Raw genomic sequence first — 15,288 nt, 5'->3', positions numbered from 1 at the left:
TTTTTTGCAAGTATAAGATTTCCACTCGATTATTTGACAACAATAGAGCCTTCGCCCAAAAGCTGCTCAACCGCAGCAATCATTTGTGCAGTAGGATGAACACGATAACTATCGCTAAGTGCAATCGTTTTTTGACCTTGTACGTAGAACAATACCGTATCGTGCTGACCGGAATGGCCTGTCAAAACTCTTTTAAGCTGCTCTAGTATAGCAGGCTGCTCATTCTGCGAAATAATTTTAATATATACTCGCTGCGGCTTTTGTTGATTTTTTTGAGCATTTCCTTGTGCAGCAAAGCTGCTGCCTCCGGTTCGTGCTGCACGTGCTTTCGCCTGCTTTTGCAGGCGGCCGACGTGATCTGCTAGATCCATATCCTCATGTTCAATCGGTACACAATCCTCAACGATTAGCTTATAATCATCATCCTGCTGTTGAACAGTAGCCTGTATGATCGCTAATCCGCCCTTCTCGAGCTTTCTTTCAATCCGCTTCCAAATCGTAGGAAATACGACAGCTTCTACACGCATGATGCGATCCTCTAGCTCTAGAAAGCCCATGGAGAGACCTTTCTTATTCGTGAAAGGTTTGATCGATACGATCATAATGCCAATAATGGCAATCGCGCCGTCCTTCGCATCAGTCAGCTCAACCAACCGATCCAGTCCTAACTTTGCGAGCTGCTGCTCAGCAGCATCCAGCGGATGACCCGATAAATAGAGCCCAAGCAGCTCTCTTTCCAAATCGAGCTGTTGCCCCGTCGTGTAAGGGCGAATGTCCGGCAGCTCGACATCCCAGTTCTGCACCTCTTCTAGGCCAAACATTTCAATTTGCAGCTCTTCACGATCCTTGCGCCATTTGACCGCAGTCTCTACCGTCTCCTCTAATGCAGCAAGCAATTGAGCCCGGTGTCCAGGCAGCGAATCCATAGCGCCCGCCTGAATGAGTGACTCTAGCACCCGTTTATTCACCACGCGCAGGTCTACTCGTTGGCAAAGATCGAGCAGGCTTTCAAAGGGACGCTCTGCTCGCTCTTTCAGGAGCGCTTCAATGGCTTGTGTTCCGACATTTTTGATAGCCGCAAGTCCGAATCGAACCGCTTTCTCTACTGGCGTAAAAGAAACGCTGCTCTCATTCACATCTGGCGGCAGCACGGAAATGCCCATTCGTCGGCATTCATCCACATATTCCGCTGTCTTTCGTTGATTTCCAGTAACTGAAGCCAGCATCGACGCCATAAATGGGACGGGATAATTCGCCTTGAGCCAAGCCGTTTGAAACGCAAGCACTCCATATGCCGCAGCATGAGCCCGCGGGAATCCGTAATCTGCAAATCGAACGATCATATCATAAACATGATTCGCTTCTGTTTCGGAGTATCCCTCTGCGAGGCTGCCTCTCACGAAATGTGCCCGTTCTTCGTCCAGCACCTCGCGTTTTTTCTTGGAAACAGCGCGGCGCAGCAAATCCGCTTCCCCAAGCGAGAAGCCGGCCATCAAAGAGGCAATTTGCATAATTTGTTCTTGATAGACGATAATTCCGTAAGTATCCGACAGAATAGGCTCAAGTGATGGATGCGGATAGTCGACGGTGACGAGCCCATGCTTGCCTTGAATATACTTCGGAATAAACTCCATTGGACCTGGGCGGTACAAAGCTAGTACAGATACGATGTCTTCGAATTCTGTCGGCTTCATTTCCTTTAACACTCGCCTCACGCCGGCAGACTCCAGCTGAAAAATCCCCGTCGTATCCCCTCGGCCAAGCATCGCATAGGTTGCTGGATCATTATCGTTGATCGTATTGAAGTCAATTATTTTACCGTGCTGCTCCTTCACAGAATGCAACGCTCGCTCTAATATCGATAGCGTACGCAAGCCGAGAAAATCCATTTTGAGCAGCCCGATTGCCTCTAAGTGCTCCATTGAATATTGGGTTAACGGTATTTGCTCGCTGCCTGTTTGTATAGGCGTATAGTGGGTGAGCGGCTCTTGGGAAATGACGACACCCGCTGCATGCGTCGAAGCATGTCTCGGCATGCCCTCGACTTTCAATGCCATATTAAGCAAAGCAGCCGTCTTCGGTTGACGTTCACTCGCTTCACGCAGATCACTGCTAATGCGCAGAGCATCCTCAAGTGTTATACCGAGCTGGTTCGGAATGAGTTTTGCCGCACGATCCACTTCTTGGAACGGAACGTTCATCGCTCTTCCAACATCCCGGACAGCGGCCTTGGCAGCCATCGTTCCGAACGTAATAATTTGTGCGACATGCTCTTCACCGTATTTGGCCGCAACGTAAGCAATGACCTCATCACGACGCTCATCGTTGAAGTCAATATCGATATCCGGCATGGAAATTCGCTCCGGGTTTAGAAACCGCTCGAACAATAGCTTATATTTCAGCGGATCAACATCTGTTATTCGAAGCGTATACGCAACCAAGCTCCCCGCAGATGAACCCCTTCCGGGTCCTGTTCTAATACCAGATTCATGTGCAAAGCGTACAAAATCCCAAACGATCAGAAAGTAATCACTGAATCCCATTTTCTCAATGACGGATAGCTCATACTCCAATCGTTGCTCCGCCTTCTGTCTGTAATCCGTATCCGCCAGCCATTCCGGAAAACCCGCATATCTAGCGATTAATCCATCACGGCACAATGTCATTAAATAATCGGATGAGCTCATCCCCGCTGGTACTGGCCGAAATACGGGAAGTGCTGCACGTCCAAGCGTCAGCTCCAGCTCGCATTTATCCGCGATTTCTATCGTATTCGTAATCGCTTCCGGCACATGCCTATACATGAGAGCCATTTCATCAGCGCTTTTCAGGTACATCTGGTCTGTCAGCATACGCATGCGATCTGTATCATCGATCGTTTTTCCCATACCTATACAGAGCAGCACATCCTGCACAGCAGCATCCTTGGCCTGCAAGTAATGCACGTCATTTGTTGCTGCTAATTTAATCCCCGTTTCGCCTGCAAGCTTTATCATATCAGCAGCTACTTTTTTCTGATCAAGCAGACCATGATCCTGCAGCTCCAAATAAAAGTCATCACCAAAAATATCTTTATAACGTAAAGCGCTGCTGCGCGCTTGCTCTACTCGGTCATGCAGCAAATGCTGAGATATCTCTCCGCCCAGACATGAGCTTAAACAAATCAGCCCTTCTGAGTACTCCCTCAGCACTTCTAGATCGACACGAGGTTTATAGTGAAATCCTTCGATATGTGCAATGGAAGTAAGCTTCATCAGATTTCGATAACCTATTTCGTTTTTGGCAAGCACAATCAAATGATAAATCGGATTTTCCTTACGTGTCCCTTTCTCAAATCGTGATCCTGTCGTCATATATAACTCGCAGCCAATAATCGGTTTAATACCTTGAGCACGGCATGCACGGTAGAAAGGAATGGCTCCATACATCACTCCATGATCGGTGAGCGCAAGCGCCTTCATGCCAAGCTCCGCAGCTTTAGCCGTAAGGCCATGGATTCTAGCGGCGCCGTCGAGTAGGCTATATTCGCTGTGAACGTGCAAATGCACGAAAGATTGTTCGTTATGGCCGCTCATCGCATCGGTTCCTTTCCGCTTCGTCCAAATAAGATAATTCTATTTTATCATAATAGCGGTGGACACGCCCATAGAATGGTAGCAGAGCATACCTGCTAGCGACGTTATTCTACGCCATTATAATTTTGGAGGGATATGGGTGAGCTATTTTTTGTCCAAAGCTGGACTTGATTTCTTTATTGCATTTGGAGTTGTATTAGGGGGCTCTACACTTGCAGGAATAGGGGCAGTCTTTATGCTGATGCCGCCCGCAACTACAATGCTGGATACGGCCGTAAGGCTAAAAATATGGGCAATCGTAGCAGCAATCGGGGGTTCGATCGACCCTGTGCGGGTCATTGAAAGCAACATCATGGATGGTCAATTATCGCCGGCAGCGCAGCAAATATGTTTTATTGTTATCGCTTTTTTAGGTGCTCACTTAAGTACGGAGCTGGTCAAGCTTATTTGCAAGGGGGCCGCCTAAGCGATGCGCGTGCCGCCGTTTAGCCGTTTCACGCGAGGACTGCAAATGGTTGGGGTATTGACACTTGGGATGATCATTGGCGCTATTTTTTACAATTCGCTCTTTTTGGCAAAGTTCGAGGCTTTAATCACGTTGAAGAGTGAGCTAGAGGTAAAGCTGGAGCAGTATGAGCAAGATTTAAAACATTTAAATCAATTCAAAAATCAACATACGGTTATAAAAAGCATCTTGCCCCGGATTGAAAAAGAAACCGGTCAGAACACGGGAAGACCTAAGCTTGATCAGGTAACCGAGGCCATGCTTATTAAACGTATCAAAGAGGATCTCAGCAGCTTCCTCGGTCAAAGTATTTATGAGATCGACTCCGATGCGAAGTTCGCTCGCCTTCTTCTAGAAAAGAAGGTCTACATGGATGTGTATAACAAGGACTATACGATTGAGGTGAAGACCGTTCTCGTCGTTGATAACGTCCTGCATGTATGGATTAAGGTTCGCGATTATACGAAGCCGCCTTCTTGAGCATACAGCTGCGATTCGTGATACAATAGAACCTGTCTATTCACGAGATTGAAGCTGTAATTACATAATTTAAAGGGGCTGCTTTTTTATGGATCAATTTCTGCAATGGCTGCTCGTTCCGGGCATCCTTATTTCACTTGTGCTATCGGCTGTATTCAGCTTTAAGTCACGCCGTTCCACCGATGCGAGAACGAGAGCTGTCTTCTCAGCTAGAATGAATATTAGCATGGGTGCAATGCTCGTGTTTATCGCCATGGTACAGCTGTTTTTGTCCGGCGAATCTACGCTTCGCATTGTCATGGGCGCCCTATTCTTAGTGCTTGGCGTGTTCAATCTATTTGCAGGTCTTCGCAATTTAAGCATTTACAACACGAGAAGAAATTAACGCTGCCCTTAATAAGGATCAATCATTTGGGCCGTCAACATAGCCTTCGCGGCTAGGCCCTGCTTGTCCTTAACCTCGATTTCCAGCTTCGTAAACTTCCGACTCATCTCAAGCGCTTTCGGTATAATCGTAACCTCACTATCAATTTGAACAGGTCTAACAAAAAAAGTCGTCATACTCTCTAGCAAATAATCACGTTTTGCTGTTTCTCGAATCATCTTGCGTGCCGCTTGCGTCATTAAAGTAGAGAGCAATCCTTCTGATACCATCCCTAACGCACCTGACATTTGCGGTGTGATAATCCCTTTGTAGGCAATGCCTAACTCGTCCTGTCCCATTGCATTTACGTTTGACGTAGCCATAAAGCCTGTCCACATCAAATCCTCGAAGGTCTCTCCTGACTCTGGCTGCTTGCCGGCAAATCGCATGGCATCAAGTATTTCCTGCCTCGTTACGACGCCTAACAGCTTGCGATGCCTATCCACAATTGGCAACAAATCGATGCCTTCAGCTGCCATCGTATGAGCCGCTGACGTGACCGTAATATTCGGAGCTGCCGTGATGGGATGTTTCGTCATAACTCTATCTACTGCACTATCCTCAGGTGATCCAACCGCATCCTTGGCAGTCATCATGCCGACGACCTTGCCTCTCTCATCCAAGACTGGAAATCGTGAGTAGCCGGTTTCGTGTGATATCTTATGGAAGTCTAAGACGGTATGACCGATTCGCAGCACATCCGCAGGCTTGCTGAAAGTTACGATATCTTCAATGAGCATTATTTTTCGCTTAATAAGACGGTCATACATCGCACGATTGATCATCGATGCTACTGTAAACGTATCATGGCGAGAAGAGATAATTGGAAGAGCCCGTTCATCAGCAAGAGTGATAACTTCTGCGCTCGGTTCAAATCCACCGGTAATCAAAACGCCCGCCCCCTCCTCGAGCGCACACCGATGTGCACCGATTCGGTTACCAACAATCAACAGACTGCCCTCGTCTATGTAGCGCAGCATTGCATCCAGCTCCATTGCTCCAATTACAAATTTATGCAGTGTTTTCTCGAGCCCGGCTGCACCGCCGAACAGCTTTCCCTCAACAATCTCAGCAACCTCGCCGAATGTAAGCTGGTCAAGCGCCTCTCTGCGTTTCCGATCGATCCGTACCGTTCCGATGCGTTCCTTCGTACTAACAAGTCCTGAGCTCTCCGCTTCTTTAAATGCCTTATAAGCCGTACCCTCGCTGACTCCTAATTCCTTGGCGATCGCGCGGACTGAAATTTTCGTTCCAATTTTTAAACCTTGTATATAAATCAAAATTTGTTCATGCTTCGTGCTAGTTTCGTTGCCTGGTCCGATTGAAGCCATTCCATATCCCCCGTCCACTTACCATTGTCTCCCCCTATTATAGGAGAAAGCGAGGAACAAGTCATGCTCACCCTCCATGTGAACCCTCTTCTACAATTGCCACTGCAGCAGAACCTGATTCGCCCTTAGCCTTCCGTCCACCTGCTGCCCCTCCTTGCCTTTGAACCGCCATTTCTTAAACAGCTGCTGCACTGTCTGTACGTTGATTGCATCCTCCGCGCCAGACATTACAAACGCCTGCCAATCATATTCTATCGGAATGGGATATCGCAGCGACTGTATGAGGAACTGATTCAGTTCAATTACCTGCACTGGAATCTCATCGTATATGTTAGAGAACAAGAATGTATTCTGCTCACTATGCGGCCGAGAAATAGGGTCTGATTTTAAGTCCAGCACATATTCTACGATCTGAGTATGCGGATTAACACGACAGCTGAATGAACCCCGAGCTTCTAAAGCCTTATCGACACGGTGAGACAAGCGGTATGTGAACTGAACAAGGAATGGAACATTATTATAATAAGCGCGCACTTTTCTGAAGAATTCGAATTCATCAACCACTATGCATCCTCCTCGTGTCCATTTTTCCCTTTTATATCCTATCACCTTTATTTGAATTGGTAAATCAACCCTTTAAAGTAAATCATGTTAATAGAATGATACTTTTTTACACAATTATAGTAAAGTGACCATCAATTAGTCAATGACTATAGTCACTTTTTTTAATATGTTCTATAGAATGTTGTTGATAAGCTTGTAAAGATTTATCGTTAGTCTGGGGTGACCAAATGAGTGAAATTGCAGGGCTAGTAGGAGATAACATTCGAAAGCTGCGCAAAAATAGCGGGCTAAGCCAAGAACAGCTTGCATTCCGCGCTGATATAAATGCTTCCTATTTGGGACAAGTTGAGCGTGGAGAAAAAAATCCAACCATCGATGTGCTCAGCAAAATCGCGCTTGCGCTTCAAATACCGCTGTCTAAGATCGTAAACATCATTGCCAGCTCTGAAGCGGTGGAGGTTAGTGACGATGAAGGCTACGCCGCTAAAGTTGCCCATCAAATGAACGGATTGAGCTTAAAAGAGCAGGAAGCCGTATATAAATTCGTCAAGCAGCTTGTACATTTTAAGGAAATTCAATAAGCAAGCTCCGATAATAGCGTTGCAAACAAAAAGAAGATCCGCCGGTATAATACCGTCGAATCTTCTTTTTGTTTGCAGTGTTATGGAATTATCCTCTAGCCCTGAGCTCTTCTCGAAGACGCAGCCTTCTGAGTAAGCTTCCGCTCCCAGAGCACCGCCTTTGCTCTCTTAATTCGAGCAAGCTCTTTACGCTTCTCGTCACTCATGAATAGTGCGTTCACATGTGAGATGATGATGATTGATGCGAATAAAATCCAGACAAGACCAAATACACTCATCAGGCTCCACGGCGCACTCAGCTCGAGACGAGGAAACGCATATACGAGCATCGCAAGCGCAATAAGCAAATACAATACATGACGGACTTTCCCAGAAACCATTCCATTCAACTCCTCTATAGGGTCGTACGCGGCTTATTATCTTGTCCGCATAATCATTCTATGAGGGAGGGACAGGGTATATGTCTCTTATTAATCTACGATGGACTTCAGCACATCGGACATAATACGGTTAACGTCCTCGAACACCGCTGCAAACCGACGCTCTGCATCAAGGAGCTTGCCAATCAAAGGATTGAGCGTGATCAACTCGTAGAGCTTGCTCATCTTCTCCATATCCTCTGCAGACGGCTCTTCTCCAGCCATCATTTTTTGCTGCAAAAAGCTTTGACGCTCGCGAAAATCATCCAGCATCGCCTTTGCCTCTGGATCAGCCTCAGCCTCCTGCTTCGCCGCTTTCAACAGTATTGCTTCCTCACTTTCCTTAAGCGTCTTCGCTAACTCATAGGCTTTGTCATGAACATTCATTCGTATCTCTCCTATTCTTGGAAACATATTTGTTGATCTAAGATTCGTTTCTGATTCACAAAGGGATAGATGTCCTCATATGCTGAAGTAATTCGTGTAAAACACCTACAGGCCGCTTACCTCTTATCGTCATCCTCCTGCTTGGAAGGAGATTTATGATGCTCAAATCGAAAGTAGCCGTACAGGTGATCAGCTCCGGCATGCTACCGGAGGATACGCTCATGCTTGGCGAAACACAAGTAAAGCAGTGGAAGATCCCTCAAGGCCAGCACATAATCTTAAAGTTCGGCGCTTTTCGGCAGCATGTTAAGGTCATTCCTGTCGCGAAATACGACGGAATGCGGATGAGCCAAAGCTTAGCCAGACAGATGGGATTAACAAATGGCACATCGATCCGACTGCAGTACAAAGCCAGCACAGCCACACTCGTAATGGGGCCCTTGATCGGCGTACTCATTAGCCGTGATTATCCGCATATGCCGGATAAACCCTTCGGTTCCATTACCATGTTTTGCAGAGAGCTTGTTGAAGCCTGTACGGCGCAAGGCGCATACGTTTATTTTTTCACACCAAACCATATCGGTACAAATATCAATAACATCGATGGTTGGATCTATTCAAACGGCTGGAAGAAGGACTCTATGCCCGTTCCTGATGTCGTAAATAACCGTCTAACTTCGCGGAAATTAGAGAACAGTCCCAGCGTACAACATTTCTTGAAAGAAGTAAAACAGCACCATCAGACGACTGTATTCAACGAAAAGTTTCTGGATAAGACCGAGGTATTCGACGCGCTTAAGAAAGATGAGAGTCTGGTTCGTTATTTACCCGAGTCACATTTGCTTCGCAACTATACAATGCTGAAATCGATGTGCTCTCGGCACAGCAGTGTATTTCTCAAGCCAGTACGCGGCAGCTTAGGGAAAGGAATCATTCGCATCACTCATCAGGAAATGAACAATTATCAAGTGATGTATGCGACATCGGCAGGATCCCGAAAGCAGCAGTTCTCGAGCTTAGTAAAGCTCTTCTCAACGATATCGGCAAAGATGAAAACGGTGAGGTACCAAATTCAACAGGGTTTGCAGCTCATCGAAATTCAGAAGCGGCCAGTCGACTTTCGTGCACTCGTCCAAAAAAATGCCAGCGGCAAATGGTCGATTACGTCCATTGTAGCTCGTACGGCAGGAAACCATCATTTCGTTTCGAATTTAGCGCGAGGCGGCACGCTTAGCACGGTTGGAGAAGCTGTGGCAAAGTCAAATCTGCAGGCTGGAGTTAGCAGGCAGGATGCGGCACAGCGGCTCCAACAGGCAGCATTAAATATCGCTCGCGGCGTTGACGCTCAAATTCCAGCACACTTTGGTGAGCTCGGTATTGATCTTGCTATGGATACTAACGGTCGTGTCTGGCTGCTTGAGGTCAATTCAAAGCCGTCCAAGAACGATAACACCCCGTTGTCTGAGAATAAGATCCGTCCATCCGTCCGTATGATGATTCAATATTCTCGTTTTTTATCTGGCTTTTAACGGAGGCGCCTATGCAGACTCGGGTGGTTAAACTCGGAATCCTCGTCGCCTCGATCAACCATAAAGCATTGGATGAAGCATCCGATCCGATATTGCCAGAGCCTTCCTTCTACCGAGCGCTCAGTAATGCCGGGGAACAGTTAGGCATGGACGTCTATGTATTCACAGCAGAAGACTACCGGGAGCAAACAGGAACGCTCATGGGCTATCGATTGGTAGACGAACATTTTGCAAGACAGCCCGTTCCATTGCCCGACGTCATCTATGACCGCTGTTTTTTCACTCAAGCTAGCCAGCGAATAAATTGCCGTCTCATGCTGGGTCATCTAGCTCAAGTAAAATCATACCAAATGCTGAACGGAGCTCTTCCCGCAAAGCTTAATGTTTATGAAGCGCTCAAAGAAGACAGCAAGCTCGCTAGATTTTTGCCCCTCACATTGCCTTTGCTAACTTCACAGCTGTCTCTTAAACTAGCCGATCGTTACAGTGGGGGCATTATTCTAAAACCCTCCTCAGGCATGCAGGGCAGAGGCATTGTACATGTGAGACGCTGTCCGCTCGAGCAGTCAACAGTAGTAAAGGGTCGAACTCGTAGCAATCGTCACTTTAAGTTCGCCTTTAAGGAGGATCTCGCTTTAGAGCAATGGATCAATCGATTTGTTAATCGTACCCCCTATTTAGTCCAGCCCTATTTAGAGCTTAGCGGTGACGACAACAAACCATTTGATTTAAGAGTACTCATTCAAAAGGATACGAAGAGCAGTTGGTCGATCTCTGGAGTCGCAGTTCGTACTGGGCAAGCGGGTTCTTTAACGTCGAACCTGCACGGCGGCGGCGGCGCTTCCCCAGCCTTCCAACTGCTATCAGACAAATTTGGTAAGCCAAAAGCCGAACGTTTGCTAGAGATGATCCATACAATAAGCAAGCAAACAGCAGTACGGCTAGAAAGCAAATTCGGCAGACTTGCCGAACTTGGGTTAGATTATGGCATTGATCAGAGCGGCCGAATATGGCTGCTCGAAGCGAACTCGAAGCCTGGCCGCTCTTCCTTTCGAATCATAAGCGACCATGAGGCCGAGCGGCTTTCCATTGAAAGACCACTTATATATGCACGCACGCTCTCTAGGCGCCTATCACCGTCCTTTGTAGCCAATGAATTCGCAATTGGCCGTCATCATCTTTCAAGTTCTGACAACCAATTACGGCCTTTCAACGTTCAGGAGGTTCATCGATGAGTTTGACAACTTGTAACGTACATTTCTCACAGCAATCGAATAAAATCGTCTATTTATCCAGCCCTCTGCTAAAGCAACTCAAGCTGTCCGGCAAAAAATCGGTTCACCTCAAGCTAGGCAAAGAGGTGATCGTAGCTGAAATCAAGCAATTGAAGCGACCGGGCAATCATTTGTATTTGTCCACTGCCATCCGTCAATCGATTAAAGTGCCGAAATCAGGCAACGTATATGTGCTTAATTCCGGAGAAAACGAGGTTCAACTCGGGCCGCTAGTCGGCATACTGAGTGACAATCCCACTCGTTCCGAAAGCAATCCTTTCGGTCCGCGAACGGAATTTATCAAACAAGTTATTCGTATAGGTGAGCATAAAGCTTATCTGTTCGGCTTTACGCCAAGCGACATCAATTGGCAGCAGGAAACGGTCAACGGCTATTTTCTAAACCCGCAGGGCAGCTGGTACCGTAAAATCGTGCCGCTCCCGGACGTCGTCTACAATCGCCTGCCGAGCCGCAAAGCGGAGACATCCTCTTCCATTAATTCGCTGCGCGAACGATTCGTGCGCCGCAAGATCCCTTTTTTCAACTGGAGCTTCTTCAACAAGGCCGACGTCTACAAGCTTCTCGATAACGATCCTGAAGCGCTGAATCACTTGCCAGAATCGGTCAACAACCCTTCTGCGGATAAAATAAAGGAATTGTTGGAAAAACATCACTTCCTATATTACAAACCTACCGCTGGAAGCCTTGGAGCAGGCATTTATCGACTAACTTATCACCCGAAACGCGGTTATTTCGCACGTTATCGCAGAGGCAGCCAAAATGTACTGCTGCGATTCACTCAATTCAGCAGTTTGATGCGGATGCTTCAGGCAAAGCATGGCAGCAGCTTGAATCACTATGTCGTTCAGCAGGGCATTCGCTTAGTTGAAATCGACAGCTGTCCGCTCGATTTCCGCTTCCACATGCATAAGAACGGAAATAACGAATGGGTTCCAGCTGGAATTGGAGCCAAAAAAGCAGGCCGAGGAAGTGTAACGACTCATGTGAAAAACGGCGGGTCGCTCATGACGCCGGAGCAAGCACTTGGCAAAACTTTCGGAACGCAAGCGGACGCTGTTCTCGAGAAAGCGAAGCTGGCAGCGATAAAACTGTCGGAAGCCATTGAACGCAACTACCCTCACAGACTTGGAGAACTGGGACTTGATCTCGGTATCGATAAGGATGGAGAAGTGTGGATGTTCGAAGCGAATGCAAAGCCTGGCCGATCCATCTTCAAGCATCCGGCGCTTCGTTCTGAAGGGAGAGCTTCGCTATCTTACATTTTGGAGCATTGCATGTACCTCAGCCGCTTCCAAGATCAGGGAGGGAATAGCTGATGGACAGCTTACTTTCCGATGATACTGACTACAGAGAGACACGTTCCGGTAGAACCGTAATGGCCATTTTGACAATTGATGATGATATTCAACTCTTCCGCGGCAATCGAAGCAACTTCGTCGATTTGATCAGAACGGGTCAATCCATGGGTTTTATCGTCTACGTCCTTACCGTCAAAAACCTGCTGCTTACCAGAAACAGCTTAAAAGGATTCGTCTTCAATGAAACTAAAGACAGCTGGCAGCAGCGATTGCTTCCGTTTCCTGACGTTATCTACAACCGAATCCCGCTTCGCGAGGACGAGATCCAGCCTGCCGTCAGGCAAAAGATCAATGCCTGCCGTAAGCACCCGCGTGTGACGTTATTTAATCCAGCCTTCTTCAACAAGTGGGATTTATTTGAATGGCTTCGTTTATCGAAATCGACTAAACCCTATATTCCAACAACAAGCAAGCTCGTAACGGTGACGGGACTTGAACGCATGATGCGAAAGCATTCCTATCTCTATTTAAAACCAGAGAGCGGCAAAGCAGGAAAAGGCATAATGACGATAAAGGTACACGCGGATAAACATCTCCCCTACCGGCTGAAAATACAAGAAAACAAAAAAAGCATGACTTACAACTGCTCTACCCTCAATAAGCTATGGAGCCGTATTCAGAAGCAAAGCGGCAACGAAGCCTATATTGCACAACAAGGCATCAAGCTCGCTTCCTTTAACGAGCGACGATTTGACCTACGTGCACTTGTCCAGAAGAATCAACGAGGTCAATGGGATGTTACCGGAATAGGTGCCAGAATAGCCGGGGTTTCAAGCATTACGACACATGTTCCGCGCGGGGGGATGATCGAAGACCCTGAGAAGCTGCTCATTAATTCATTTAATGAGGAGCAGGCGCGTAAACTGCTTATAAAAGCAAAAAATACAGCTGTTCTAATTGCAAAGCAGATTGAACGCGCCTCCGGTCAGTTGCTTGGTGAAATGTCGATGGATATTGGCGTTGACAGCACTGGGAACATGTGGTTTTTCGAGGCGAATTCAAAGCCTATGAAATTCGACGAACCTCATATTCGTCAAAAATCATTAGAGCGAGTTTTTCATTATGGAGCTTATTTAGCTAGAACTAAATTGGAAAAAGCAGGAGGCGCGTAATGTGGAGCTAGAGCTGCTTACACCTGAACTATGGTTAGCAGAACAAAAAAGACTCATCGGCTTTGCCATTCGCTTCGGAGATAAGCGGCTTGCAGTTTCGACCATTCATGCGCTTCGTAAGCTAGACGCCTCATTACTTCAAGAAGGAGTGAATCGTCCATGCGGCGCGGTCGCTGTTATCGCCAAGCAAGGAAGCCGCCTCGTCGGCTTCGGGTTTGCTGAGGGCGGAGGAGAAGCTGCTTGCATGGTCGTTGTTCATCCTGAAGCAAGGAGCCTCGGTATCGGCAGCTCACTCGTTCAAGCTATGATTCAGCGTTTAGGCAAGCTCACCTGCAATGTGGCAACGGACAATCCGGCAAGCATGGCCTTATGTTTTCGGTTAGGCATGACTGCCGTTTCCATGCATAGAGGTCCAACAGGAAAACCGACGCTTCGTTTTGAAAGGGGAATCACGAATGAAACAGCCCGTCCTAGGCATCCTGACTTTATATCTCAATGAAGCTGGCATGCTGGAGGAGCGATCCATCTATCAAAAAATGACTTCCGCTGGACGAAAGCTAGGACTAAGTGTCTACGTGTTTACGCCAAAGGACGTCGATTACAATCAGAACAAAATTCACGCCCAGTTTTATAATCCTGACACTAAAACATGGTCACGAAAGTGGACCTCGTTTCCAAATATGATTTATGATCGGTGCCGTATTCAACGCACCTACCGCTTTGAGCAGCTTAGAAAATTTCGCGAACAATACGGCCATCTCACCTTCCTTAATCGCCCGCTTCGAAACAAATGGACCATCCACCGGGTCCTGTCAAAAGATTCTCGTTACAAGAGCTATCTTCCGGCTACAAAGTATGTGACAGACACTCAAGAAATTACCGACATGATCCGGAAATACCCGCTCGTATATCTCAAGCCTATCAATGGAACCGGCGGCCGAGGTATTATGCGAATCGAGCGGCGGAAGGACGGACAGCTTTATATACAGGGTCGTGACAAATCTAGAAACATTATACAGCCGCAAAACATTTCACCTGCAGCACTAAACAGCTATTTGGCGCCTTGGAATCTGAAAGGAAACCGCTACATCGCACAGCAGGGCATTCAAATAAAGCTTGGTAGCGGACGTGTGCACGATTATCGAATGCTCGTCCAAAAAAACAAAGAAGGCTTGTGGGAAGTAACCGGATGTGCGGGTAGAATCGGAGCAGCGGGCAGTATCACATCCAATTTACACGGAGGCGGTCATGCGGCAACGATGAACGCCTTGCTGAAGGAATGGCTTCGGGATGAGAGTAAAGCCGCTCAGGTCAAAGAGGAAGCCGAGATGCTTGGAGTCGGCATTGCCGCTTACTTAGAGCTGAATTATGGAAGACTTTGCGAGCTCGCTCTCGATTTGGCTATCGATCGAAAAGGCGGCATTTGGCTGTTGGAGGTCAATCCGAAACCTGCGAGAGAAGTGTTTGCTCAAGCGGGAGAGAAAGAGGTTTATCGTAAAGCAATCATAAGACCTTTGGAGTATGCACTCTGGCTCCATAACCAGAATAAGCGAAAAAAAGGCAAAGAAAAGCAAGCTTCCGTAGCGGATACCCGTGCGAATGAGGGCTATGACAATTAATAAAAAAATGCATAATTAAAAATTAAACACCTGTCAGGGGCTGCACAAGCGTGCGAAGCTTCCTAACAGGTGTTTTTTTATCTCACTTATCATTAGCCATTATAATGCC

Annotated in this window: 15 protein-coding genes; 10 read left to right on the top strand and 5 right to left on the bottom strand. The window is 47.1% G+C overall.

Annotated elements, in window-relative coordinates:
- Window positions 1–29 precede the first annotated feature (29 nt).
- Window positions 30–3,575 (bottom strand): DNA polymerase III subunit alpha, encoded by a 3,546-nt coding sequence (locus AC0YN6_RS10000; RefSeq protein WP_475746633.1) that lies wholly within the window; start codon window positions 3,573–3,575, stop codon window positions 30–32.
- 139 nt (window positions 3,576–3,714) lie between these two features.
- On the opposite strand from AC0YN6_RS10000, the gene AC0YN6_RS09995 reads away from it, so the two are divergent.
- The 3 genes from AC0YN6_RS09995 to AC0YN6_RS09985 all read left to right on the top strand — a co-directional run bounded on the left by AC0YN6_RS09995 (window position 3,715) and on the right by AC0YN6_RS09985 (window position 4,945).
- Complete coding sequence (locus AC0YN6_RS09995) at window positions 3,715–4,041, top strand: YtrH family sporulation protein (protein WP_475746632.1); 327 nt, start codon at window positions 3,715–3,717, stop codon at window positions 4,039–4,041.
- Window positions 4,042–4,044: 3 nt separating this feature from the next.
- On the top strand, window positions 4,045–4,560 hold the full coding sequence (locus AC0YN6_RS09990; protein ID WP_475746631.1) for a sporulation membrane protein YtrI: 516 nt from the start codon (window positions 4,045–4,047) through the stop codon (window positions 4,558–4,560).
- 88 nt (window positions 4,561–4,648) lie between these two features.
- Window positions 4,649–4,945, top strand: coding sequence for a YtpI family protein (locus AC0YN6_RS09985; protein WP_475746630.1), 297 nt, complete (start codon window positions 4,649–4,651; stop codon window positions 4,943–4,945).
- An 8-nt stretch (window positions 4,946–4,953) separates the two neighbouring features.
- Here AC0YN6_RS09985 and AC0YN6_RS09980 read toward each other — a convergent pair whose 3' ends face one another.
- Both AC0YN6_RS09980 and AC0YN6_RS09975 read right to left on the bottom strand, forming a co-directional pair.
- Window positions 4,954–6,315 (bottom strand): DRTGG domain-containing protein, encoded by a 1,362-nt coding sequence (locus AC0YN6_RS09980; protein WP_475746629.1) that lies wholly within the window; start codon window positions 6,313–6,315, stop codon window positions 4,954–4,956.
- A gap of 90 nt (window positions 6,316–6,405) precedes the next feature.
- Window positions 6,406–6,879 carry a hypothetical protein gene (locus tag AC0YN6_RS09975; protein WP_475746628.1) on the bottom strand — a complete coding sequence of 158 codons (474 nt, stop codon included), beginning with the start codon at window positions 6,877–6,879 and terminating at the stop codon, window positions 6,406–6,408.
- Between the two features lie 227 nt (window positions 6,880–7,106).
- On the opposite strand from AC0YN6_RS09975, the gene AC0YN6_RS09970 reads away from it, so the two are divergent.
- Window positions 7,107–7,460: a helix-turn-helix domain-containing protein gene (locus AC0YN6_RS09970; RefSeq protein ID WP_475746627.1), complete on the top strand. Its 354-nt coding sequence runs from the start codon at window positions 7,107–7,109 to the stop codon at window positions 7,458–7,460.
- A gap of 95 nt (window positions 7,461–7,555) precedes the next feature.
- On the opposite strand, the gene AC0YN6_RS09965 is transcribed toward AC0YN6_RS09970, so the two are convergent.
- Complete coding sequence (locus AC0YN6_RS09965) at window positions 7,556–7,840, bottom strand: hypothetical protein (RefSeq protein WP_475746626.1); 285 nt, start codon at window positions 7,838–7,840, stop codon at window positions 7,556–7,558.
- 90 nt (window positions 7,841–7,930) lie between these two features.
- On the bottom strand, window positions 7,931–8,266 hold the full coding sequence (locus AC0YN6_RS09960) for a YlbF family regulator (protein WP_475746625.1): 336 nt from the start codon (window positions 8,264–8,266) through the stop codon (window positions 7,931–7,933).
- Window positions 8,267–8,424: 158 nt separating this feature from the next.
- On the opposite strand from AC0YN6_RS09960, the gene AC0YN6_RS09955 reads away from it, so the two are divergent.
- Genes AC0YN6_RS09955 through AC0YN6_RS09930 form a run of 6 tightly spaced genes read left to right on the top strand, consistent with a single transcriptional unit; the run spans window position 8,425 to window position 15,179 of the window.
- Entirely contained in the window at window positions 8,425–9,795 is a 1,371-nt protein-coding gene (locus AC0YN6_RS09955) for a YheC/YheD family endospore coat-associated protein (protein ID WP_475746859.1), read from the top strand.
- A gap of 11 nt (window positions 9,796–9,806) precedes the next feature.
- A complete protein-coding gene (locus tag AC0YN6_RS09950) occupies window positions 9,807–11,030 on the top strand; it encodes a YheC/YheD family endospore coat-associated protein (RefSeq protein ID WP_475746624.1) in 1,224 nt (407 codons plus the stop codon).
- The gene (locus AC0YN6_RS09945; protein ID WP_475746623.1) at window positions 11,027–12,406 is read left to right on the top strand and encodes a YheC/YheD family endospore coat-associated protein; all 1,380 of its coding nucleotides are present in this window, start codon (window positions 11,027–11,029) and stop codon (window positions 12,404–12,406) included. Before AC0YN6_RS09950 ends, AC0YN6_RS09945 begins: the two co-directional genes overlap by 4 nt.
- Entirely contained in the window at window positions 12,406–13,560 is a 1,155-nt protein-coding gene (locus AC0YN6_RS09940) for a YheC/YheD family endospore coat-associated protein (protein WP_475746622.1), read from the top strand. The genes AC0YN6_RS09945 and AC0YN6_RS09940 overlap by 1 nt, the downstream gene beginning before the upstream one ends.
- Window position 13,561: 1 nt before the next feature.
- Window positions 13,562–14,059 (top strand): GNAT family N-acetyltransferase, encoded by a 498-nt coding sequence (locus AC0YN6_RS09935; protein ID WP_475746621.1) that lies wholly within the window; start codon window positions 13,562–13,564, stop codon window positions 14,057–14,059.
- The gene (locus AC0YN6_RS09930) at window positions 14,016–15,179 is read left to right on the top strand and encodes a YheC/YheD family endospore coat-associated protein (protein WP_475746620.1); all 1,164 of its coding nucleotides are present in this window, start codon (window positions 14,016–14,018) and stop codon (window positions 15,177–15,179) included. The genes AC0YN6_RS09935 and AC0YN6_RS09930 overlap by 44 nt, the downstream gene beginning before the upstream one ends.
- The last annotated feature ends 109 nt before the right edge of the window (window positions 15,180–15,288 follow it).

The sequence above is a fragment of the Paenibacillus sp. J22P15 genome (genome assembly GCF_056269345.1).
The sequence above is the reverse complement of the archived record's forward strand: the minus strand, read 5'-3'. Positions and strand labels throughout refer to the sequence as shown.